Source organism: Streptomyces sp. NBC_00224, from assembly GCF_041435195.1.
Taxonomy (GTDB): Bacteria; Actinomycetota; Actinomycetes; order Streptomycetales; family Streptomycetaceae; genus Streptomyces.
In genome coordinates this window covers 8,461,875-8,485,301 of sequence record NZ_CP108106.1, presented here as the reverse complement: position 1 = coordinate 8,485,301, position 23,427 = coordinate 8,461,875, and the positions used below count along the sequence as shown (strand labels likewise).

Annotated in this window: 13 protein-coding genes and 2 pseudogenes; 14 read left to right on the top strand and 1 reads right to left on the bottom strand. The window is 69.6% G+C overall.

Annotated features, from left to right (window positions below):
• Positions 1–228 precede the first annotated feature (228 nt).
• Positions 229–1,266 carry a helix-turn-helix transcriptional regulator gene (locus OG965_RS37930; RefSeq protein WP_371656627.1) on the bottom strand — a complete coding sequence of 346 codons (1,038 nt, stop codon included), beginning with the start codon at positions 1,264–1,266 and terminating at the stop codon, positions 229–231.
• Positions 1,267–1,451: 185 nt separating this feature from the next.
• Between OG965_RS37930 and OG965_RS37925 the strand changes: the two genes are divergently transcribed.
• The 14 genes and pseudogenes from OG965_RS37925 (at position 1,452) to OG965_RS37860 (ending at position 23,426) form a co-directional block, all read left to right on the top strand.
• The gene (locus OG965_RS37925; protein WP_371656626.1) at positions 1,452–2,204 is read left to right on the top strand and encodes a tRNA-dependent cyclodipeptide synthase; all 753 of its coding nucleotides are present in this window, start codon (positions 1,452–1,454) and stop codon (positions 2,202–2,204) included.
• A 219-nt stretch (positions 2,205–2,423) separates the two neighbouring features.
• Positions 2,424–3,993 (top strand): annotated as a pseudogene (locus OG965_RS37920) (MFS transporter).
• 144 nt (positions 3,994–4,137) lie between these two features.
• Positions 4,138–4,434 (top strand): annotated as a pseudogene (locus OG965_RS37915) (alpha/beta fold hydrolase); the annotation flags it as partial.
• 885 nt (positions 4,435–5,319) lie between these two features.
• Positions 5,320–6,171 (top strand): class I SAM-dependent methyltransferase, encoded by an 852-nt coding sequence (locus tag OG965_RS37910; RefSeq protein ID WP_371656625.1) that lies wholly within the window; start codon positions 5,320–5,322, stop codon positions 6,169–6,171.
• Between the two features lie 1,234 nt (positions 6,172–7,405).
• Positions 7,406–8,884 (top strand): sugar transferase, encoded by a 1,479-nt coding sequence (locus tag OG965_RS37905; protein ID WP_371656624.1) that lies wholly within the window; start codon positions 7,406–7,408, stop codon positions 8,882–8,884.
• A gap of 73 nt (positions 8,885–8,957) precedes the next feature.
• Entirely contained in the window at positions 8,958–10,292 is a 1,335-nt protein-coding gene (locus OG965_RS37900; RefSeq protein WP_371656623.1) for a nucleotide sugar dehydrogenase, read from the top strand.
• The gene (locus tag OG965_RS37895) at positions 10,282–11,532 is read left to right on the top strand and encodes a glycosyltransferase family 4 protein (RefSeq protein WP_371656622.1); all 1,251 of its coding nucleotides are present in this window, start codon (positions 10,282–10,284) and stop codon (positions 11,530–11,532) included. Before OG965_RS37900 ends, OG965_RS37895 begins: the two co-directional genes overlap by 11 nt.
• Positions 11,522–12,919 (top strand): Wzz/FepE/Etk N-terminal domain-containing protein, encoded by a 1,398-nt coding sequence (locus tag OG965_RS37890; RefSeq protein ID WP_371656621.1) that lies wholly within the window; start codon positions 11,522–11,524, stop codon positions 12,917–12,919. The genes OG965_RS37895 and OG965_RS37890 overlap by 11 nt, the downstream gene beginning before the upstream one ends.
• Positions 12,916–14,478: a Wzz/FepE/Etk N-terminal domain-containing protein gene (locus tag OG965_RS37885; RefSeq protein WP_371656620.1), complete on the top strand. Its 1,563-nt coding sequence runs from the start codon at positions 12,916–12,918 to the stop codon at positions 14,476–14,478. The genes OG965_RS37890 and OG965_RS37885 overlap by 4 nt, the downstream gene beginning before the upstream one ends.
• Before the next feature lie 3 nt (positions 14,479–14,481).
• Positions 14,482–16,416, top strand: coding sequence for an asparagine synthase (glutamine-hydrolyzing) (asnB, locus tag OG965_RS37880; RefSeq protein WP_371656619.1), 1,935 nt, complete (start codon positions 14,482–14,484; stop codon positions 16,414–16,416).
• An 18-nt stretch (positions 16,417–16,434) separates the two neighbouring features.
• On the top strand, positions 16,435–18,636 hold the full coding sequence (locus OG965_RS37875; protein WP_371656618.1) for a bi-domain-containing oxidoreductase: 2,202 nt from the start codon (positions 16,435–16,437) through the stop codon (positions 18,634–18,636).
• Positions 18,633–20,579 (top strand): alginate lyase family protein, encoded by a 1,947-nt coding sequence (locus OG965_RS37870; protein ID WP_371656617.1) that lies wholly within the window; start codon positions 18,633–18,635, stop codon positions 20,577–20,579. Before OG965_RS37875 ends, OG965_RS37870 begins: the two co-directional genes overlap by 4 nt.
• Positions 20,580–20,587: 8 nt before the next feature.
• Complete coding sequence (locus OG965_RS37865; protein WP_371656616.1) at positions 20,588–22,123, top strand: right-handed parallel beta-helix repeat-containing protein; 1,536 nt, start codon at positions 20,588–20,590, stop codon at positions 22,121–22,123.
• Position 22,124: 1 nt separating this feature from the next.
• Positions 22,125–23,426, top strand: a complete 1,302-nt coding sequence (locus OG965_RS37860) for an O-antigen ligase family protein (RefSeq protein ID WP_371656615.1) — start codon at positions 22,125–22,127, stop codon at positions 23,424–23,426.
• Position 23,427: the final 1 nt, after the last annotated feature.

Here is a 23,427-nt window from a genome sequence, read left to right as displayed (position 1 = left end):
CATGCGGCACCAGGTCCTCGCAGGACGCCGGCCGTCCTCGGTGCCGGCCGTGGCCGAGCAGCCCCCGCCCGACCAGACCCACGCGGCACTCCGGGTTGGCTCAGCAGCCCGTGGCGTTGTAATTCCAGAACGCGGTGGTGGTTTGCGTTCCGGCGACCCCGTCGGGGGTTCCGGCGTTGTAGCCCCAGGCGTTCAGGCAACTCACCACGTTCGTGATAGCCCGGGGCATCACGCGGTGATGGCGGCCATCAGTTCGTCGCGCCCGCAGGCGCCGGTCTTGCGGAAGATCGCGCCGAGGTGGTCGTTGACCGTATGTACGGACAGATCGAGGAGCCGGGCGATCTGTTTGGGCGCGGAACCGTCCTGCAGGTGCTGCACGACCTGCTGCTCCCGGGCGGTGATCTTGTGCCAGTCGCAGAACGTGGGGAGCAGCAGTGTGCCCGTGGCGCGTTGGATCATGATGGCGATGTCGCCGTTGTCGCCGAGCGGCTGGGCCTCGAACGCGGTCCACTGACCGTACCCGAGCAAGGGTGTGCACACCCTGGGGTAACGCCGGCTCGGGTTGCGGGCATGCTCGCGGGCCTCGAACGACAAGGCAGCGAAGCAGTATTCGATGAGCCAGTCCGGTGCCGCCTGCTGACGCGCCATCACACTCTGCCACTTCCGGGCCTGGGGTGTCCTCACCGCGACTTCACCCTCGGCGCTGACGACGAGCATGCCGGGCGGCAGCTCGTACCGCTGTCCCGTGGGCGCGACGGGCCCCTGGGTCACGTAACTGCGCAGCGCGGCGATCAGCGGCGGCCCGATGCCGGCGATGCGGTGCGTGTCATCAGCGCCGAACGGCCGCCCTCCCGCGGCCCGTTTCAGGCCGAGCAGTCCCCACACTCCGCGGCCATCCCGCAGGACCAGGCACAGCTCTTCACCGAACCCGTACCGGGCGAGCAGCCGGTCGTACCAGCCCGCGCGCAGGCCGCGATCCGCCACCACCGGCACGGTCTGCCGCGCCAGGCGCGCCAGCTGGGGGAAGGCCGCGCCCCGGCTGCCGACCCTCATCAGCTCACGGCCGAGATCCGGCCCGTACCCGTGCCAGAACCCCAACGCGCTGGCGCCCACCCCCAGCGACGGGTTCATCACCATCAACCTCAACGCGTCATGCGCCACCACCGGCGCGATCACCCGGGACAGCGCCGCCCCCGTCTCCTCGACCCCGGCGCCCGGCACCAACACCTCGCGCAGGCCGCCACACAACCGATCCCCCGCTGGCATCACGCCCCCAGTGTGGGCCCCACCCGCCGGGCACACCAGCGTATTGCCGGCCGTCTCCCGGGTGTCATGTCGGCGCGCAGATGAGGCCGGTGACGAGCGACGCCGTAGGGAACGTTTCCGGACCAGACGTCATCAAACAGATCAACTACCCGTACCAAACGACCCTCTTCAGGCGGAAAACCACCGTGAACAACCAGACTGTTCCCCTTGCCCCTGCCCACTCCTCCATACGCCCGGAAGGCAGACGCCGGACTCACTACAAGGCCGCGATCCACTCGGTCTCCCCCGCAGCCCACCGGAATACCTTCGAAGGCCACGAGGCGTGCTTCCTCGGCGTCAGCCTGGACAACAGCAACTTCACCCCTGCCAAGTTCGACAGCATGCTCACGTGGGTCTCCCGCCGCTTCAGCCGCTGCACCGTGCTGATCGGCGACAGCATCCACCGCCTCACCTTGGCCTCGACCCGCGGCATGAACCCCGACCAGGCTGTTGAGCGCGCCCTCGACTTAGGCCGGCAGTTTGTCCACGCCCAACAGCCGGTCCTGGACGCCTACCGTGCGGCGACCGACTTCACCATCGTCACCTGCAGCCAGGTCCAGGAGACCGAGGAGTACGCGGAGTTCCACTACGAACTGCGCACCCTGTTCACCAAAGACGACGCCTTCCGCGCGTCGGTGGAGGCCTTCGGGCGCGCCTACCACGCCAAACACTCCCCCACGGTCAGTGCCGCCGAACGCCAGCAGCGCATCGACACGTCCAGCGCCTACTTCCTCGAAGAGTTCGCCGTCTTCTGCTGCCTCACACGCCGCGACCTGCCCGTCATGGTCTACCCCGGACAGCTCAGCACCCTCGCCGAAATCGCTGTCGGCCAGCGCCCCCAAGCCCCGGACGAACTCGGCGACTTGATCCTCGTCTCCCTCCGCCTCCAAGGCCGATAGCAGCCCCCTCCCCCTGTGCGGGCCAGGCGCAGCGCTGCGAGACATGACCCAGCGCGAGCAGGGCAATGAAAAGGTCAAGCGTTTCCCATCCAGGTCAAGATTCACACTCGTACGGAATTCACCGGAGTCCACTGGAATAGTCGCCTGGGGAAACGGGTTTGAGTCACACGTACCCAGCCCAGCTGCCGCCGACCTCGTCCCACCTCCGGAGGCCCCGTAATGCCCCAGCCGACGACCGACCAGCAGGCCGCACCGCGCGGCATACGCGGTGTCGTCCCCGTACTCGCCTTCGCCGGTATCACGGTCGCGGTGATGCAGACGCTGCTCGTGCCGGTCATCAAGGACCTGCCGGAGCTGCTCAACACCTCACCCTCCAACGCCACCTGGGTCATGACCTCGACGCTGCTCGCCGGCGCCGTGGCCACCCCGATCATGGGCCGGCTCGGCGACCTGTACGGCAAGCGCCGCATGCTCCTGGCCAGCCTCGCCATCATGGTGGTCGGCTCGCTGATCGCCGGCTTCACCAGCGAACTCCTCGTGATGATCGTCGGCCGGGCCCTTCAGGGCTTCGCCATGGGCGCCATCCCGCTCGGCATCGGCCTGATGCGCGACGAGTTGCCCCGTGAGAAGCTCGGCTCGGCGATGGCCCTGATGAGCTCCTCCATAGGCGTCGGCGGCGGACTCGCGCTGCCGCTCGCGGCCCTGGTCGCCCAACACACGAACTGGCACGCCCTGTTCTTCGGCTCCGCAGGCCTCGGCGTAGTGGCCATCCTGCTCACCCTCCTCTTCGTACCGGAGAGCAAGGTCAGGGCGGAGGGCACCTTCGACGTGTTCGGCGCCCTCGGCCTCTCCGCAGGGCTGATTTTGCTGCTGCTCCCCATCACCAAGGGCAGCGACTGGGGTTGGGGATCGACCACCACGCTCGGCCTGCTCGGCTCGGCGGTCCTGGTCCTCGTCCTGTGGGGCGTGATGGAGCTGCGCGTCAAGGCGCCGCTGGTGAACCTGCGCACCACCGCCCGGCGCGAGGTGCTGCTCACCAACCTCGCCTCCATGATGGTCGGCGTCGCCTTCTACGCCATCTCGCTCGTGCTCCCGCAACTGCTCCAGCTGCCCTCGGCCACCGGGTACGGCCTCGGCCAGTCGATGGTCGTAGCCGGTCTGTGCGTGGCGCCGCTCGGCCTGACGATGATGCTGACCGCTCCGGTCTACGCCCGCCTCTCGGCCAAGTACGGCCCGAAGACCACCCTCATCCTCGGCATGCTGATCATCGCGGTCGGATACGGGACGGGGCTCGGCCTGATGAGCGCGGCCTGGCAGACCATCGTCACCTCGGTCGTCGTCGGCGCGGGCATCGGCCTCGCCTACTCCTCGCTCCCCGCGCTCATCGTCGGTGCGGTCGACCCGTCCGAGACGGGCGCGGCCAACGGCCTCAACACCCTGATGCGCTCGATCGGTACATCGGTGTCGAGCGCCGTCATCGGCATGGTCCTCGCCAACACGTCGCAGGACTTCGGTTCCGTCGCGCTCCCGACCATGCACGGCTTCCGCGTCTCCTTCCTGATCGCGACGGCCGCGGTGGCCGGTGGGCTGGTGTTCGCCGTCTTCCTGCCCAAGGGCCGTCCCGCCGCCCAGCCTCAGCTTCGGGCCAGCAGCGAGGAGGACGCGGCGCTGGAACGGGCCACCGAGGCACTGGCGCCTTCCACGGCCGGGTCCTCGGCGCGACCGGCGCGACCGTAGCCCACGCGCCAAGGTCAGGCTGATCGACCACCACGGGCCGTGGGACGGATGAGGAATTGCCCCAAAGGCTGCCCGTAGCGCGCAATCGGTGCAGGTAACGGGCGGCTACAACAGTTTCGGAAGGAAGTCGTGGCCGGGCGCTGATCTCTTCACTGCGGTGCATGGCTCATCGGGCCGCGCTTCAGCCTAGGCGTCGGTGTTCGCCCCGCTGGCTGAGGCGCTGGCGCCTCAGTGGCGAGTGATTGCTCTGGACCAGCGTGGGCATGGTGAGTCCGAACGTGCCCAAAGCTATCAACGGGCCGATTACGTCGCTGACATCGCGGCTTTCCACCGGCATCTCGGGCTCGGCCCGGTGCTGGTTCTCGGCCACTCCTTGGGCGGTGTGAACGCCTATCAATACGCCGCCCGGCACGCGGGCCAGGTCACAGCGCTGATCGTCGAGGACGTCGGCGCCGTGGTAAACGCCGACTGGTCGTTGGCCACGCGGCTGCCTCGCCAGGTACCGTCCCGCCAGGCATTGGCCTCGGCTCTCGGCTCGATGTCGCCCTACCTGGAGTGTTCCTTCCAGCCGGGCACGTCGTGCATTGCGACGCTCCAGACCAGTTCACCGCCACGGTGCGTACCCTCCTGTCTCAACTGCCCACGCGCCCATGACACCTGCCCACCCATCAGTGCAAGGTGCAGCACTAAGTGGGGATGGCGACCACAAGCGGGGCAGCCGACTCCTGGCCCACACCAGCAGTGGTCTCGTCCTGCTGGGCCTGGAGGTCGTCGAGGATTTCGGCGATATTCACCCAGTCGCTTGGGGGTGTCGCGCCAGGCCAATATGGGTGTGCTGAGGCGGGGTCATGTTCGCGGTGGAGGCCCAGTAGACGCGCAAGGCGGCATTTTCGGGCCGGTTTCGTATTCGCGGGCCAGGCGTCGATGAAGCACCAATGTGCCGTTGACCTGCTTGACCACCTACCGCTCGGGCTGCGGGACGAAGTCATTTCCTTGGTCGTCCGGGTTGCGGCGGACACCTTCGACGGCAACCGGCACCGAGAATCGCCGCACGGAAGGCTCCAGGGCCGAGCTCAAACGCCTCATCAGCCGCGGCATCCTCGCCGATACCCAAGCCCCGCTGTTCATCAAGTCAAGACCCGATAAAGCCCCTCCTGAGTAAGCCCGACCGAAGGCTCACATAACGCCTTCTCACCACCAGCGACGGTCTCGCCCTGTACGCTCACCCCCCGGAAAGGTGCCTCGACTTCTCGCACCGGATGCGAACTCAGCACCCACATCCTTGCAGGTCAGCGGCGCAGGTCAGCGGCACCTTTCGCCTATCGGAGCGTCCGATCACTGGATTCAGCGCAATACCCGAGGATGAAGGGGAACAACAATGGCGTCTTCCAGGATTGCATGGGCGAATCGCGGTACCGGAAGTCCGGCACGCGACGCCGCCGTAGCCGCGCAGTATCTGACCTCTGACGACGCGACAAGTTATGCCGCGTCATACGAGGGATGGCGGCCGGCGGCACGGTACTACTGTTCCCGACTGCACGTGATCGACGAGGCGCTTCATGCCGGCCCGCGTGGTCGTCTACTGGACGTGGGTTGCGGGCCCGGCATGCTGGTGCGACACCTTCTCGACACCCGCCCCGAGAAATTCCAGATCACCGGATGCGACCAGTCCCCGGCAATGATTGATGCCGCCACCGGTCGTTCGAAAGGTTCCAGCAACGTCGAGTTAACCGTGGCGCGTGTCGAGAAGATGCCCTTTCCCGACAAACACTTCGATGTCGTCGTCGCGATGGGCGTCCTGGAGTACGCCGACGCCGGTGACGGGCTACGCGAGATCGCACGCGTGGTGCGGCCGGGCGGGCTGGTCGCGGTGACGATGCTCAACCCGCTCAGCCCGTACCGCCTGGTCGAATGGTGCGTCTACTGGCCGTTGCTGCGCGTGCTCGGCCGCGTCGAACGACTGCTCGGCGTACCGCGGCACGCCGCGGACGTGTCCGGTATCCGAGCGATCCGACTGACCCGCCTCCGCCGGATGATGCGCGAGACCGGACTGACACCGCAGGACGCGGTCCACTACGACGTGACCCCCCTGGTCCCACCGCTGGACCGGCTGGCCCGCCGCTGGAGCCGGAAGTGGCGTGACCATCCCGAACGGACCGTGAGCAGAGGAGCCCGCCCCTGGTTGGGCACCGCCTACCTGGTGACGGCACGGCGCCAAGCCGACGGGTAGCGGGAGAGCGCCCACCGGTGGAATCAAGGTTCGGGCAACAGCTGCTGGAGGCTTATGAGAGGGCGTCATATCCGCTGCCGACAGAGGCCACGTCCGGGTGGGGCTTTGGCGAACGAGACGTCCGAGGCGGCTGCGGGTGACATGCATCGCCGGGTCATCGGCGGGCGTGCCGAAGCGTTCGTGCAGGTCCCGGGGACGCGCACGGCTGGTTCGGTGTGGTTGTTGAAGAAGGCCAGAATGCGCTGGTAGGCCGTGGCCGACTCGGTGTCGGTGCTGGCCGGGATGACACTCTCGATGGCCTTCCGGACAGTAGCCAGCCCGTCTCGTCGGCCTCGGCCTCAGTCAACTCCCCGGCCAGCCACGCCATTTTTTCGCGCAACGCGTGGCGGTCGCGATGGCCGGGTCTGCCGAGCCCGGAGGGCGGCCAGGAGCTCGGAGACACCTTCTCCAACCGGTTCCCGCACCGCTCGGCGGCCTGGTCCAGCAGCAGAACGCCAGCGGTGTTTTCGTACGCGCGGAGGCCCCCCGATGATCAGCCCGCGAACATCAACAGCAGGCCCGCGCTTACAGCATGAAGTAGGAGAACACCGCTGGCCGTGCCGGGAAGTCATGCCGGCACGCACCCGGGTCTTGCGGTGGTTGCGCGCGTTTTTGGACACGTCGCCGAACACCGACACGATCAAGTCAATCACCCCACCCACTTCGGGCACCCCCCAGCGGTACGCCATAGTGCGCGAACAGCGGGAAGTCCTTGTCGAGCTGGGCACCGCAGAAGGCCCGCTGGAGCGCGCGATGGCCTCAAGTCACCTTTCGGTGATCACCGATCGGTTGATCCAGTCTCAACGGCGAGCACAAATTACACACATCCTCTCTACACAACGGCTGCGATGGTCTAGAGTCCGTGCGTCAGCTGCTCAGGGTACGAGGCGACCAATAATGATCTTTAGGTCCGGCGCTAGGGACAGCGAGCAGCCATGTCCCCGGCACCAGACGTAGGGGGATCAATTCTCGGATCCCGACAGGGGCTTTGGGTGCGGGGAGCACCCGAGGTTTCGACGGGTCCCGTGCACCCCGAGAATTCGGCAGGACCTGGGGGTCCGCTGCCGCCAGGGTGGGTTGTTTCGCGTAGCACTTGAAATAGCCGGGATGATGCGCGGGAGGCGGGGGCTGCCTCCTGAGGGGGAGGAACAGTGTTAGACGAACACGTCGAACCACTGGCGACCTGGGGGGTCCTGTGCGACAGGGGGAAGTAGTCAGCTCGTTTCCGTCGGCGCGAAGACGTCTGGCGAGCGGGGAAATCAGCCGGCCCGAGATCGACTGGGAGCAGCGGTACCGCCGTGCCGTAATCACCAGCGATACCCTGGCCACCGCCTTCGTGGTAATGGCGATCGGCAGCTTCTTCGGGGCCCGGGACGCGGCCAACTGGCACGAGAAATGGGGCATCCTCACATTCGGCACCGAACTGCTGGTGCTGGGAACGCTTACGGTGAGCCGGGCGTGGGCTCCGGCCGTGCTCGGCCAGGGCGCCGAGGAATTCCGCCGGCTCGGACGCTCACTGTTCACGGCGGCCGTCGTACTGGCACTCGGCGGAATCGCCCTCACCTCGCGCAACATCAAGCTCTGGATCTTCGTCGCGATACCCGCGATCGCTCTCGTCACCATGACCGCGCGGTATCTGCTGCGCCTCTGGCTGCACAAACAGCGCAAGGAAGGGCGGTGCCTGCGACCGGTGCTCGCCGCCGGGAGCCCGGGCACCGTGTGCGACCTGATCGCCCGGACCCGCAAGTTCCCGCACCTCGGCTGGCGGGTGGACGCGGTGTGCACGACGGACGGTCTCGGGCCCGACGGTGACCAACTGGACGGAGTGCCGGTCGTCGGCCGACTGGCGGACGTCGCCAATCACGTCCGCCGCGACGGCTACCGTGTCGTCGCGGTCACACCGGACCCGCACTGGTCACCGGACCGGCTGCAGCGGCTGGCGTGGAACCTCGAAGGCAGCGACGCCGAGATGGTCGTGGCCCCCGTGCTGATGGAGGTGGCCGGCCCACGGCTGCACGTCGACGCGGTGCTCGGGATCCCGCTGCTGCGGGTCAGCATGCCGACCTTCACCGGGGGCCGCCGGGCGGTCAAGGAGGTCGTCGACCGGATGGGCGCGGTGATCCTGCTGATGCTGTTCGCGCCGCTGATGGTGCTCGTCGGGCTGATCGTGCTGGTGGACAGCCGGGGTGGGGCGTTCTACCGCCAGCGCAGGGTCGGCAAGGACAGCCGCGAGTTCACCATTCTCAAGTTCCGCACCATGGTCGCCAGGGCTGACGAGGCACGTGCCGAGCTGGCCGACCACAACGAGGGCGCCGGCCTGCTGTTCAAGCTCCGCCGGGATCCGCGGGTGACCCGGGTGGGCGCAGTGCTGCGCCGGTACTCGCTCGACGAGCTGCCGCAGCTTTTCAACGTACTCACCGGATCGATGTCGCTCGTCGGTCCGCGGCCTCCGCTGCCGGAGGAGTCCGCCGCGTACGGCCCGGACATCCGGCGGCGGCTGCTGGTCAAGCCCGGGCTCACCGGCCTGTGGCAGATCAGCGGACGCAGCGACCTGCCGTGGGAGGAGGCGGTCCGCCTCGACCTGCGGTACGTGGAGGACTGGTCGCTCGCCCTGGACGCAGTGATCTTGTGGAAGACGCTGCGTGCGGTGCTCTATGGGCAGGGGGCCTACTGATGCGCGGCGGTCGTCGTCCGGCCGACGCGCGGACCGCAGGCCGGTTGGGCCTGCCCAGGGGGAGGAACGGGTCATGAGGGTCAGCGTTTTCGGGCTCGGCTACGTGGGCTGCGTGTCGGCCGCGTGCCTGGCAAGCATGGGGCACGAGGTCATCGGGGTGGACGTGAACCAGGTGAAGGTCGACCTGGTCAACGACGGCAAGGCCCCGGTGGTCGAGGAGCGGATCGGCGAGCTCACCGCCGAGGTCGTACGCAGCGGAGCGTTGCGCGCCACCGCCGACGTCCGCGAGGCGATCATGGGCAGCGAGGTGTCGCTGGTCTGCGTGGGCACGCCGTCGGAGCCCAACGGCAGCCTGTGCACCACGTACTTGGAGCGGGTCACCGAGCAGATCGGCGCCGCGCTGACGGATCCTCACAAGCGCAGTGGGCGGCACACCGTCGTGTTCCGCAGCACCATGCTCCCGGGCACCTGTCTGAACCTGCTGGTACCGATCCTGGAGAAGTCCGTCGGCGGCACGGCCGGGGTGGACTGGGTTGACGTGGGGGTTGCGGTCAACCCGGAGTTCCTGCGCGAGGGCACGAGCGTGCGGGACTTCTTCGACCCGCCCAAGACCGTCATCGGCGAGCTCGACCCGGCAAGCGGCGACGCGGTGATGGCGCTGTACGACGGCCTGCCCGGCGAGGTGTTCCGGGTGCCGGTCCCGACGGCCGAGGCGATCAAATACGCGGACAACGCGTTCCACGGCCTCAAGATCGGCTTCGCGAACGAGCTCGGCGCGGTGTGCCAGGCGCTCGGGGTGGACTCGCACCAGGTGATCGACGTGTTCCTGGCCGACCGCAAGCTGAACATCAGTCCCGCCTATCTGCGGCCCGGCTTCGCCTTCGGCGGCTCATGCCTGCCCAAGGACCTGCGCAGCCTGGTCCACGCGGCGCAGCGGGCCGACGTCTCGGTGCCCATCCTCGCCCACGTGCTGCCCTCCAACTCCGACCATCTGCAACGCGCGGTGGACCTGGTCGAGCGCACCGGCAGACGCCGGGTGGGCCTGTTCGGGCTGTCCTTCAAACCCGGCACCGACGACCTCCGCGAGAGCCCGCTCGTCGAGCTGGCGGAGAGGCTCTTCGGCAAGGGGTACGACCTACGGATCTACGACGCCAACGTGAGCCTCTCCCGGCTGATCGGCGCGAACCGCGAGTACATCGAGAGCCGGCTGCCGCACCTCGCGCAGCTGCTCGCGGACTCCGTCGACGAGGTGCTCGAACACGCCGAGGTGTGTCTGGTCGGGACCAGGGATCCGGCCGTCCTGTCGGCGCTGCCCCATGGCGACGGCCCGGTGATAGTCGACCTCATCCACCTTCCCGACGCCGAGACGCGCCGGGCCGAACCTGGGTACGTGGGCCTTGCTTGGTGACACATCCTTCGAAGACATACCCGGCGGCGACCGGCCTGGCCGGCGTGCGCTGATCCTGGTGGAGAACCTGTCGGTGCCGTTCGACCGGCGGGTGTGGCAGGAGTGCACGACGCTGCGCGACGCGGGCTGGACGGTGCACGTCATCTGTCCCCGGGGGACGACGCGGGACACGGAGCCGGAGGTGGAGATCGACGGGGTGCGGATCCACCGCTACCCGTTGCGCGCGGCCACCGGAGGGCCGGCCGGCTACCTGCGGGAGTACGGATCGGCGTTGTGGCATACGGCCCGGCTGGCCCGCAAGGTCGGCCCGGTCGACGTGGTCCACGCCTGCAACCCGCCCGATTTGCTGTTCCTGGCGGCACGGTGGCTGAAGCGGCGCGGGGCGCGGTTCGTCTTCGACCAGCACGACCTGGTACCCGAGCTGTACCTCTCCCGGTTCGACCGCGGCGAAGATCTGCTCTACCGCGCCGTGTGCGCGCTGGAACGGCGGACCTACCGGGCCGCGGACGTCGTGCTCGCCACGAACGAGAGCTACCGGGACGTCGCGATACGTCGTGGCGGCCGACGGCCGGAAGACGTCTTCGTGGTGCGCAGCGCGCCCCAGGTCGACCGGTTCCAACCGGTACCGCCCGAGCCGGAGTTGAAGCGCGGCAAGCCTCATCTGCTGTGTTACCTCGGCGTCATGGGCCCTCAGGACGGCGTCGACTACGCCTTGCGGGCCCTGGCGAAGCTGCGCGACGAGCTCGGGCGGACAGACTGGCATGCGGTGTTCGTCGGCTCCGGCGACGCCTTCGACGCGATGGTGGAGCTGTCCCGCCGGCTCGGGCTCTCCGAGCAGGTGCAGTTCACCGGCCGTATTCCGGACGCCGACCTGGTGCGCTACCTCTCCACCGCGGACGTGTGCCTCTCCCCCGACCCGCGCAATCCGCTCAACGATGTGTCGACCATGAACAAGGTCCTGGAGTACATGGCGATGGGTCGACCGATCGTCTCGTTCGACCTGAAGGAGGCGCGCGTCTCCGCCGGTGACGCCGCCGTCTACGCGCCCGCCAACGACGAGGCCGAATTCGCCGAGCTCATCGCGCTGCTCCTCGACGATCCGGAGAAGCGGGCCCGGATGGGCAAGATCGGCCAGGAGCGGATCAGCGGGCAGCTCTCCTGGCAGAACTCCCAGCAATCGCTGCTCGCCGCCTACGCCGCTGCCTGCGCACAGGTAGGAGGCCGCACCATTGAGCGATGACACGATACGCCTGATCACGATCGGGCGGATTCTCCGTCGGCGCTGGCGGCTCCTCACCATCCTCACCTTGGTGGGCGCGCTCCTCGGCTACGGCACCTCCATGCTCAATCCGCCGCGCTACACGGCGTCGGCACCGGTCCTGCTGCCGGGGCAGTGGGAGGAGCGCGAGCTGCTCACCCAGGCACAGATCGCGACGAGTTCGGCGGTGGTCGACCGCACGGCCGCCGCACTCGGCTGGAAGGGCGTCAAGGGCAGCGACCTGCGGAACCGGGTGAGCGCCAAGGCCGCCGACGGAAACATCATCAACATCTCGGGCACGGCCGACAGCCCGGAGCGCGCACAGCGGCTCTCCGACCAGATGGCCAAGGAATTCGTCACTTTCGCCGCGCGGATCTCGGGCAACAGCACGGACACCGACGCGGCCACCAACTCCGAGGCACTGCGGCAGAAGGTCGCGGAGGCCAGCCGCCGTATCACCGACCTGGCCAATGCGGCCGATCCGGGCAAGACCGTGGAGAGCGTGCAGGCCCGCACCGAACTGGAGAAGATGCGCACCGCGTTGCAGGACGCCATGAAGAAGCTGGACGAGGCCAACCCGACGGCCAGCAAGGCCGGCATGGTCGTCATGGGGCCGGCGCCCCGGCCGACCAGCGAGGCACCGCCGACGAGGACGCAGCTCGTCGTCGGCGGGGCCCTGCTGTCCTTCCTGCTGGCCGTCATCGGCCACCTCACCGCGGCACGGATGAATCGCCGGCTGCGCACCGAACCGGAGATCACCGCGGCCCTGGGCGCAACACTCCTCGGCACCGTCGACGTACCGGATGAACGGCCCGCGCACCGGCCGGAAGAGCGCAGCCCGCGGGCCCTGGTCCGCCGGCTCCTCGGCCTCGACACCCGGTGGGACGTACCGATGCCGCAGATGTCCGGCGACGAGGACAGCAGACGGACCCGCTACCGGCGGGTGTGCGCCCGCCTCCGGGACCAGCTGCCGGCCCCCCGGCCACTGCTGGTCGTCGTGCCGAACGGCGACGGAACCGCCCGTCTGGCCGCCGAGCAGCTCGTCGCCGAGGCCGAGAACGGTCCTTCCCCAAGCTCTCCGAGCAGGGGATACCCCAAGCTGCGGGTGGTGGGAGTCGCGGTGTCGCAGCCCCTGGTGCCGGACCGCGACACCGAGTCCGGTGCCCTGGTCGTGCTCAGCGCGGGCAGCTGGACCGCGGAGGAGCTCGCCGGCATCGCCGAGGCGTGTGCGGACGCGGGACACGAGATAGTCGGCGCCGTCGTCGCCGTCACCGTCCGGGCCCGTACGACGCGCACCGCCGCTCATGCTCCGGACGACGCCGCTCCGGAGCCCGCGGTGCACGGCCATTCTTCGGGGGGTTCTGCGTGACGACCAGCAAGACTTCGGAGCCGTCGGCCGCCGCTCCGCTCATCGACCTGCAGCCGCTGGTGGTGGCGGTGCGCAGGCGCCGTCGCCTCTGGTCCACCCTGGCGCTGCTCGGGCTGCTGATCGGCGCGGCGATGTCGGTCGTGACGGTGCCGCCCCCGACCGCGGTGACCAAGGTGCTGATCGCGCATCAGGAGGACCAGCCGAACGACTCCGGAACACTGATCCGCACCGACGTCCAACTGCTGGGGACCACGCGGATCGCCGCCAAGGCCCTGCAGTCCCTCAAGTCCCATGAGAAGCCGGAAGACTTCATAGCGGACTACCGGGGTACCGGCCTGACCAACAACCTGATGCAGATCCAGGTGACAGGCGCCAGCGACACAGAGGCGGTGGCCCGTGCCAAGGCGCTGGCCGACGCCTTCATCGCGGACCACGTGCAACGGATGCAGGAGACCGCGAAGGCCGAGGCCAAGGCCCTGCTCGACCAGCGCGACCGTATGAAGGACGAGCTCGCCCAGGTCAACAAGTCGATCGGGAACCGACCCCCGACAAGCGACCCGAAGGCGTCGGCGAACAACGAGTCGCTCTTCGCCCGCCGGGCCGAACTCACCTCGCGCATCTCCGACTTCGACCAGCGCGCCGCGGAGGCACGCACCGGGAAGCCCAAGGTCATCTCCGGGACGCAGATCGTGGACGCCCCGCGCGCGGTGCCGCACTCCGTGCCCAAGGCCGCCGCCACCAACGCCGCGATCGGACTCGTCCTCGGGCTCGTCCTCGGGCTGGCGATCTCCGCGGTCACCGCCGTGGTCGCGGACCGCCCCGTGCTGCGCCGGGACATCGCGGCGAACCTGGGCGCCTCGGTCATCGCTGAGCTGCGCCGCACGGCCCTGCGACCGGCCCGCCCGTGGCAGCGCAGACGGACCCGGGCGGCGCGCGAACGGCTCACCACGAGCCTGGCCCGTACCGTGCGCGGCTCCGCGGAACCGGTGTCGCTGCTGGAACTGGGCTGTGCGCGCAGCACGAGCGTGATCGCCCTGGACCTCGCCGAGGCACTGGCACCGGACGGGCCCGTGATGATCATCGACGGTCTGCCCGGCCCGCAGCTGGCCAATCACGGCCACAAGCCAGGAGGCCCGACCGTGGTCAGCGGCAAGGACGCCGCGGACGTGTCGCCCGCGCAGCGCCGGTTCGGCGTCGGCTCGGTCGCGCCCGGCACGGCGTGGACCGACCTCCAGTACCTCGGTACCCAGACCGTGCTCATCGTGCGTGCCGGGCACGGCAGCGCCGCCTGGCTGCACACCGTGGCGCGGCAGCTCGCGGACCTGAACATTCCGGTGATCGGTGTGGTGCTGATCGACCCCGATCCGCGTGACCGCACCGACGGCACGCTGTGGGACGGGCTGCACACCGCGCTGCGCGGCCACAACGAGCGGCTGTCCCGGCAGAACGGTGGGGGTACCTCCCACGCCGTTCAGGCAGTGGGGGAAGGCCAACGGTGGACGGAGCGACTGCAGATGTGGGCCACACGGGTCCCGGACAGCGGGCAGGAGGCGCACTAGAACATGTGTGGCATAGCAGGCACTTACCAGTGGCCGGACGGGAAGGTCGTGGCCGACCGGCTCACCGATACCCTCGCCCACCGCGGACCGGACGGGGCGGGCCGGTACAGCCATCCCGCCGGTGACGGCGAAGTCCACCTCGGGCACCGCCGACTGGCCATCATCGACCTGTCCGAGACCGGCGCCCAGCCGATGGTCTCGGACGGTCTCGCCCTGACGTACAACGGCGAGCTGTACAACGCGCCCGAACTGCGTGCCGAGCTGGCAGCCGCCGGGGTGCGCTTCCGCGGGACCTCCGACACCGAGGTGCTCCTTGAGGCCTGGCGGCGCTGGGGCACCGACTGCCTGCCCCGGCTGCGCGGCATGTTCGCGTTCGCGGTCTTCGACGAGCGCACCGGTGACCTGGTGCTCGCCCGCGACCAGCTCGGCATCAAGCCGCTGTTCCTGCTCCGGCGCGGTGCGGGCCTGGTGTTCGCCTCCGAGCTCAAGGCGCTCGCCGCCGTGACCGGCGGGTCGCTGCAGGTGGACCATGCGGCGCTGGTGGCCTCGCTGCTGTACTACTGGGTGCCGGACTCGCGCTGCGCGTTCCGCGAGGCGGAGAAGCTGCCGCCGGGGAGCTGGCTCCGGGTCCGGCCCGACGGCCGGGTGGACCGCGGCCGGTACTGGAACCTCCGCGACATTGCGGCCGAGGGCCGGGATCGGGCCCGGAGCGGCGAGCAGCCGGACCTGGCCGCCATCGTCGAGGAGTCGACACGGCGCCACATGCTCTCCGACGTACCCGTGGCGACCTTCCTCTCCGGCGGTCTCGACTCCAGCTACCTGACCGCGCTGGCGGCCCGCGACCAACCCGGGATCTCCGCCTACACGATCGGGTTCCGCGCCGAGGACGCCAAGTTCGAGGCGATGCCGGACGACCTGCGCTATGCCCGGCAGGTGGCCGAGCGGTTCGGCGTCGACCTGCACGAGATCGAGATCGCTCCGAACGTGCTCGACCTGCTGCCGCAGATGACGTACCACCTCGACGAGCCGATCGGCGACCCCGCCGCGATCAACACGTTCCTGATCTGCGAGGCGGCCCGGGAGGCCGGGGTCAAGGTGATGCTCTCGGGGATGGGCGCCGACGAGTTGTTCGCCGGTTACCGCAAGCACCTGGCCAACCTGCTCGCGCTGCGCTACCAGCGCATCCCGCGACCCCTGCGGCGCGGCCTGTCCAGGGCCGTGGACCGGCTGCCGGTCGCCACCTCCCGCCGCGGGTACCGGTCGGTGCGCTTCGCGAAGCGGTTCCTCTCCTTCGCCGACCTGCCGGAGGAGACCGCGTTCCGGCGCAGCTACACCATGTACGACCAGGACGAGCTGCTCGCCCTGGTCAACCCGGACCTGGCCGGGACGGTCGACGACGTGCTGACCGAGCACGCGGACATCTACCAGGACAACGACCTCGACGACTTCGTCAACCGCATGTGCCTGGGCGACGCCCGGATGTTCCTGCCGGGCCTGAACCTCGCGTACACGGACCGTTCCAGCATGGCCGCGTCGACCGAGGTGCGGGTGCCGTACGTGGACGTCGAGGTGGTCAAGGCGGCGTTCGCCGTGCCCGGCGATCGCAAGATCGTCGGACGGCAGGGCAAGGCCGTCCTCAAGGAGGCAGCCACCTCGGTCCTGCCCCGGGAGATCGTGTACCGGCCCAAGGGCCTGTTCAGCGCCCCGCTGCGCGCCTGGATGAGCCGGGACCTGGCACCGCTGGTGCGCGAGGTCGTGAACGACGGCGTGCTCGTCAACTCCGGGTTCCTGCGCCGCGACGCGCTGGCACGGATGGTCGCCGAGGACGCCGCCGGGCAGCGGGACTTCTCCAAGCATCTGTGGCATGTGCTGACCCTTGAGTACTGGTATCGCGACGCGACCTCTGGGTCCGGTCAGAGCACTCGGTTAACGGCTTAGGAATTCAGAGGAGTTCGAGTGAAGCAGGTTGTTCAGAACTACAAGAGTGGCGAGTTGGCGGTGCTCGACGTGCCGGTGCCGGGGTGCAAGCCGGGAGGTGTGCTGGTCCGCACCGCCTACTCGCTGATATCCACCGGGACCGAGCTCATGAAGGTGTCCGAGGCCGGCATGTCGATGCTGGGCAAGGCGCGCTCCCGTCCGGACCAGGTGGCCAAGGTCATGCAGAGCGTCGCCACCAGCGGGGTGCCCGCCACCTACCGCAAGGTGATGGGCAAGCTGGACTCCTACACGCCGCTGGGCTACTCGCTGTGCGGGGTGGTCGAGCAGGTCGGCGCCGGGATCGACGATGTGAAGGTCGGCGACCTCGTGGCCTGCGCCGGCAATGAGCACGCGTTGCACGCCGAGCTGAACTGGGTGCCGAAGAACCTCTACGCCCGGGTGCCGGACGGCCTCGCGCCGCGGCACGCGGCCTTCGGCACCGTCGGGTCGATCGCGATGCAGGGCGTCCGCCGCGGCGAGCCACAACTCGGCGACGTGGCGCTGGTCATCGGCCTCGGGCTGATCGGGCAGCTGGTGGTGCAGCTCCTTGTCGCCTCGGGGGTCCGCGTCGTCGGGGTCGACCCCGACCCCGTGCGCTGCGAGCTCGCCGAGCGCGTGGGGGCCGCGGCCTGCGGCGATCCCGCGTCCGCGGCCGTGGAAGCTTCCGTCGCCGACCTCACCGGCGGTCACGGCGTGGACCAGGTGTACCTGGCCGCCGGCGGCGGCACCAACCAGCCCGTCGAGCTGGCCGCCCGGCTCTGCCGGGACCGCGGCCGGGTCGTCGACATCGGCAAGTGCCGCCTGGACCTGCCGTGGAACGCGTACTACGAGAAGGAGCTCGACGTCCGGTTCTCCCGCAGTTACGGCCCCGGGCGCTACGACCCGGAGTACGAGCTGGAGGGGCGGGACTACCCGATCGGTTACGTGCGCTGGACCGAGCGCCGCAACCTGGCGTGCTTCCTCGATCTCCTCGCCCGCCGCCGCGTCGACGTGGAGCCCTTGGTCTCCCACGTAGCCGACTTCGATGACGCCGTCGAGACGTACCAGCGCCTCAAGGACGGCGACCTGAAGGCCGTGGCCGTGCTGTTCCGGTACCCCGGCCCCGATGAACACACAGCGGAAGCGGAGGCCCCGGTGGTGGCCGTGCCCGCGGTGACGCGAGCAAGCGGCGGAGTGTCCACCCCGGCCCGCTCCACCAAGGGGCCTGTGCGGCTGGCGTTCGTCGGCGCGGGCAACTACGCGACGTCGATGCTGCTGCCGCACCTCACCGGGCGCGACGGCGTCGAGTTGTCCACGGTCGTCACCACGACGGCGCTGTCCGCGGCCAACGCCAAGCGGAAGTTCGGCTTCGCCGAGGCGACCACCGATCTCGACGCCGTGCTCGGCGACAAGTCCATCGACGCGGTGTTCGTCGTCACCCGGCACAGCTCGCACGCCGAACTGACCCGAAGGGCACTGCTGGCCGGCAAGACGGTGTTCGTGGAGAAGCCGCTGGCCCTCACCGAGGACGAGCTGGCCGACGTGATCGCGGCGGTGGAGGAGTCCGGCAACGACCGGCTGCAGGTGGGCTTCAACCGCCGGTTCGCACCGCTGCTGCAAGAGGCCAGGAACCGGTTCGGCGCCCGGAGCGGTCCGGCGAGCCTGCGCTACCTGGTCAACGCGGGCCGGCTGCAGCACGGCAGCTGGTACCTCCAACAGGGCACCGAGGGCTCGCGGTTCGCCGGCGAGGGCGGACACTTCATCGACACGGCCGGCTGGCTGCTGGATGCCGACCCGGTATCGGTGTACGCGGTCGCCTCGTCCGGCAACGAGGGCAGCGGTGACATTCAGGCTGTGCTGCGCTACCCGGACGGGTCCACCGCCACCATCAGCTACGTCACCACCGGCGCGCCCGGCTTCCCCAAGGAGACGCTGGACCTCGTCGCGGACGGCAAGGTGCTGCGGCTCGACGACTTCGTCCGTGCTTCGGTGTACGGCAGCAAGCGGTGGGTCAGTTCGCGGCTGCCCAAGGCCCGCGACAAGGGCCAGAACGCCGAACTGGCCTCGTTCATCAAGGCCGTACGGACGGGCGGGCCGATGCCGGTGCCGCTGGAGTCGCTGGTCGCCACCACCGCGGCCACCCTGGCCGTGCAGGCCGGTCTGGTCACCGGCGCGCCGGTGACGTTGGCGAGGGCTCGATGAGCATGAGCGCGGGCTGGTACCTGCGGCGGCTGTCCCGGATGGGACCGCGCGAGGTCGGCGGCCGGGTGGGCGACGCGGTGCGCAGGCGGCGGTGGCGGTCGGCGCGGCCGAACTGCCCGAGCGTGACCGGCGCCCGGTTCACCGCCGTACTGCCCGCCCAGGCGATCGCCGCAGTGCCGCCGGACGCCGCCAAACGCCTCATCGCCGAGGCGGACCGGCTGATGGAAGGGCACGCCGAGTACTTCGGGGTGGCCCGCGACGACCTGGCCGCCCCGGACTGGTGGTACGACCCGAAGACCGGGCGCCGGGCTCCGTCCGGGTATGCCTTCGACGTGCCGTACCGCGACGAGGACGCGGCCGGGGACGTCAAGCAGATCTGGGAGCTGTCCCGGCATCAGTACCTCACCGTGCTCGCCGCCGCCTACGCGCTCACCGGGGACGAGCGGTACGCCGAGCGCGTGGCCGAGCACCTGCGCTCGTGGTGGGCGGCCAACCCGCCGCTGCGCGGCGTGCACTGGGTCAGCGGCATCGAGCTGGGCATCCGGCTGCTGTCCTGGGTGTGGATCCGCCGGCTGCTCGACGGCTGGCCGGGCGCGGCCGGGCTGTTCGAGGACAACCCGGTGGCGCGGAACCAGATCTGGCACCACCAGCGCTGGCTGGCCGCCTTCCCCAGCCGGGGGTCTTCGGCGAACAACCACGTCATCGCCGAGGCCGCCGGGCAGTTCGCGGCGGCCTGCGCGTTCGGGTGGTTCCCCTCCTCGGCGCGTTGGCGATTCGGCGCGCTGCGGTCGCTGGAGCGACACCTTCGTGGCAACACCTTCGCCTCCGGCCTCAACCGCGAGCTGGCCACCGAGTACCACGGGCTGGTGCTGGAGCTCGGCCTGGCCGCGGTGGCCGAGGCGGACGCGGCCGGCGTGCCGGTCCCCGCGTCCGTCCGGCTGGTGCTGCTGCGGATGACCGACGCGCTCGCGGCCATCGTGGACAACCGGTTGCGGCCGCCGCGCCAGGGGGACGCGGACGACGGCCACGGTCTGGTCCTGGACGGCGCGGGCACCGACCGCTGGGCCTCGCTCCTTGCCACCGGGGACGCCGTCTTCGGCCGACTCGCCTGGTGGCCGACGGTGACCGGCACCGATGTGCGCACCCCGCTCCTTGCCGCGCTCATCCGGCCGTACGCGAAAAGCGGAACCACACGCCCGGCAGACCGACCGGACCACTTCGCCGACGCGGGCATGACCATTCTGCGCGGTCCGGCGGAGATCTGGTGCCGCTGCGACGGTGGTCCGCACGGCTTCCTGTCCATCGCCGCGCATGCCCACGCGGACGCACTGTCCGTGGAGGTCCGCCACGACGGGGTCGACGTGCTCGCCGACCCGGGGACGTTCTGCTACCACGGGCAGCCCGAGTGGCGGCAGTACTTCCGCTCCACCCTCGGCCACAACACCCTGCAATTGGACGGCGGCGACCAGTCCGTCTCCGGTGGCCCGTTCCTGTGGACCCGCCAGGCCCGCAGCCGCGTCCTGGTCGCGGACACCTCCGACGCGGGTGTGGCCCGGTGGTGTGCCGAGCACGACGGTTACCAGCCGTCCGTGCACCGCCGCCGGGTGGAACTGAAGTCCGCAGAGCAGGAGTTGACGGTCGTCGACGAAGTGCGCGGCCCGCGCCGGGCCGTGCGCCTGGCGTTTCACCTCGGCCCGGCGATCGCCGCGGACCTGGTGGAGAACCGGGCCGTGCTCACCTGGACGCGGGACGGCGAGGACCGCTCCGCGGAACTCGACCTGCCCGGGCAGCTGACCTGGCGGGCACACCGCGGCGAGACCAACCCTCCGCTGGGCTGGTACTCCGTGGGCTTCGGGCGCAAGGAACCCACCACCACGCTGGTCGGCACCGGCTTCGCCGACGGCGCGCAGGGGTTCACCACCGTGCTCAGGTTCCGCGGCTAGGGGGACGCGTGGTGATCAAGAGGGGGCACTGGGCGATTCCGACGGCACCGCTGGTGCTCGTCCTGCTGGCGGCGGGCTGTACGAGCACCTCGGACGCCCCGGCGAAGCCGACCGGTACGCCCGCCGCGTCCGGGGCGTCCGCCACGACCGTGGCCCGGGTGTGCGACAACCCCGCGGCCGGGCCGTCGCAGGCGCCGGCGGGCGCGGTGCCGGTCGACCCCGCGGTGGTCGGTGACCTGGCCGCGAAGACCAAGAGCAGCCCCCCGGGCACCACCTTCTGGCTTCGACCGGGCACGCACAGGCTTCAACCGGAGCGCTACGCCCAGGTCATGGCCAAGGAGGGGAACACCTACCTCGGCGCGCCGGGCGCGGTGTTCGACGGCCGGAAGACCAACAACTACGCGTTCAGCGGTACCGACCCCAATGTCACCATCCGCTATCTGACCGTGCAGGGTTTCGTCGCGCCGCACGACGAGGGCGTGGTCAACCACGACATGGCCGACGGGTGGAAGATCGAGCACACCACGATCCAGTACAACTCCGGCGCCGGGCTGATGGGCGGTGCTCGCCAGCAGGTCCGCGCCAGCTGCCTGCGCGGCAACGGACAGTACGGAATGAACGCGTACAAGACCGGCGACTCCATCAAAGGCCTGGTCGTCGAGGGCAGCGAGATCGTGGGCAACAACACCGACGACTGGGAGAAGCAGCAGCCGGGCTGCGGCTGCACCGGCGGCATCAAGTTCTGGGCCGTCAACGGCGCCGACATCCGTGGCAACTGGGTGCACGACAACCGCGGAGCCGGGTTGTGGGCGGACAACAACAACAACGACTTCCGCATCGAGGACAACGTGCTGGAGGCCAACGACGGTGCCGCGCTGATGTACGAGACCAGCTATAACGCGGTCATCCGGAACAACACGATCCGGCGGAACAACTGGGTCGAGGGCCGCAAGCACGCCGCCGACGGCGACACCTTCCCGTACGCGACCGTCTACGTGTCGGAGGCGGGCGGCGAACCACGGGTCCCGGCCCGCACGGACAAGATCGAGATCTACCGGAACGTGCTGGAGAACAACTGGTCCGGGATCACCCTGTGGGAGAACGCCAACCGGTTCTGCAACAGCCCGGCCAACACCTCGACCGGCTACTGCACCTTGCTGGTGAAGGACACCCGCCGCTGCGCCCAGCCGTCGATCGCCACCGCACCGCTCTACGCCGACTGCCGCTGGAAGACCCAGCGGGTGGACATCCACGGCAACCGCTTCGTCCTGGACACGTCCGTCGTCAAGTGCACGGTGGCGTGCGGCCTCATGGCGGTGCTGTCCAACTACGGCACCTATCCGGATTGGTCGCCGTACAAGGGCAAGCGGGTGGCCGACGCGCTCATCCTCAAACAGCAGAACCGCTGGCACGATAACGTCTACCGCGGACCGTGGACCTTCGTCGTCGACGACGCGGACCGCAAACTCGACTCCGTGCAGTGGCAGGGCCCGCCGTACCGGCAGGACTCCGGCAGCACCTTCGGCTCACAGGCCGGTGGTTGAGATGGGCGGGGCATCCATACGCGGCGGGCTGCCGGGCGGACCGGACACGACGGGCACGCGGACCGGTACCGAACCGCCCTCCGCCGGCACGCCGAAGGCGGTATGGATCGTCTGGGCGCTGCTGGGCCTCAACACGCTCGGCTCCGCCGGGAAGACCATCGTCACGCTGCCCCGCTCCCTGATCCAGATGGCCACCATGGGCGCGCTGGTCGCCGCGTTCGCGCTGGCGCTCGCGCTCAATCTCCGGCTGCGCATCCGACCCAGCGCCTTTGTGTTCCTGCTCACCCTGCTGCTGGTGCCGAGCGTGATCTCCAGCATGCATCTGGAGGTCGGACTCGGTGCGCTGTTCCGCTGCTTCCGGCTGACTCTCTTCGTCGGCACGCTGTGGCTGCTCAGCCGCTGGTGGGACGGGAGCCTGACGTTCGTCCGCTACCACATCCGGATGTACTTCGCGGTGCTCGGGTCGGTGGCCGCGGGCCTGGTCATCTCACCGGGCACCGCCATGCCCGAGTACTACGGCGGTCGGCTGGTCGGCGCGCTGTGGCCGCTCACCCCGCCGCAGATCGGACAGTACTCCGCAGTGATCATCGGGCTCACCGTGCTGCTCCTGCTGGGCCGCCGGACCACCGGGGCGAGCGCGGCGGTGATCATCGTGCCGACGTTCGTCCTGCTCGCGATGACCCATACCCGGACGGCCACGATCGGCCTGCTCATCGGGTTGGTATTGGCGATCAGCTCGCTCATCCTGACCAGCGCCGCCGCCCGCCGGTTCTTCACCTGGTCGGTGCTGTGCGCCACGGTGGCCGGCGTGGTGTTCGCCTCCGCGCTGCAGACGTGGTTCATGCGCGGACAGGACAAGGAGAGCTTCTCCAACCTCACCGGCCGGGCCAAGGTCTGGGACGCCCTGCTGGCAGAGCCCCGTTCCGTCCCGGAGAAGGTGTTCGGCGTGGGCCTGGGCGACAAGTCGTTCGGCGGCCTGCCGATCGACAACAGCTGGCTGGCCGTCTACAACGAGCAGGGTCTGATCGGCGTCGTCCTCGTGGCGGCGATCATCATCGTCCTTGGCGGCGTCGCGCTGCTGCGCCCGCCGTCGCTGCAGAGGGCCTGCGCGATCTTCCTGATCAGCTACGTCGCGATCTCGTCGTACACCGAGGCCGGTCTTGGCGACGCCTCGCCGTATCTGCTGCATCTGGCCCTGGCCGCCTCGCTGCTCGCGGCACCTGCCGAGGCCACTCCCCTGGCGCCGCCCGCAGTCGCCCGACGGGGTATCCCACGCCGAGCCCGCAACCGGGAGGTGACCTGAC

Bases quoted from the DNA above. Each gene is read 5' to 3' on its own strand.
- OG965_RS37930 (WP_371656627.1), bottom strand. From the start codon at position 1,266: ATGCCAGCGGGGGATCGGTTGTGTGGCGGCCTGCGCGAGGTGTTGGTG.
- OG965_RS37910 (WP_371656625.1), top strand. From the start codon at position 5,320: ATGGCGTCTTCCAGGATTGCATGGGCGAATCGCGGTACCGGAAGTCCG.
- OG965_RS37900 (WP_371656623.1), top strand. From the start codon at position 8,958: ATGAGGGTCAGCGTTTTCGGGCTCGGCTACGTGGGCTGCGTGTCGGCC.
- asnB (WP_371656619.1), top strand. From the start codon at position 14,482: ATGTGTGGCATAGCAGGCACTTACCAGTGGCCGGACGGGAAGGTCGTG.
- OG965_RS37870 (WP_371656617.1), top strand. From the start codon at position 18,633: ATGAGCATGAGCGCGGGCTGGTACCTGCGGCGGCTGTCCCGGATGGGA.
- OG965_RS37860 (WP_371656615.1), top strand. From the start codon at position 22,125: ATGGGCGGGGCATCCATACGCGGCGGGCTGCCGGGCGGACCGGACACG.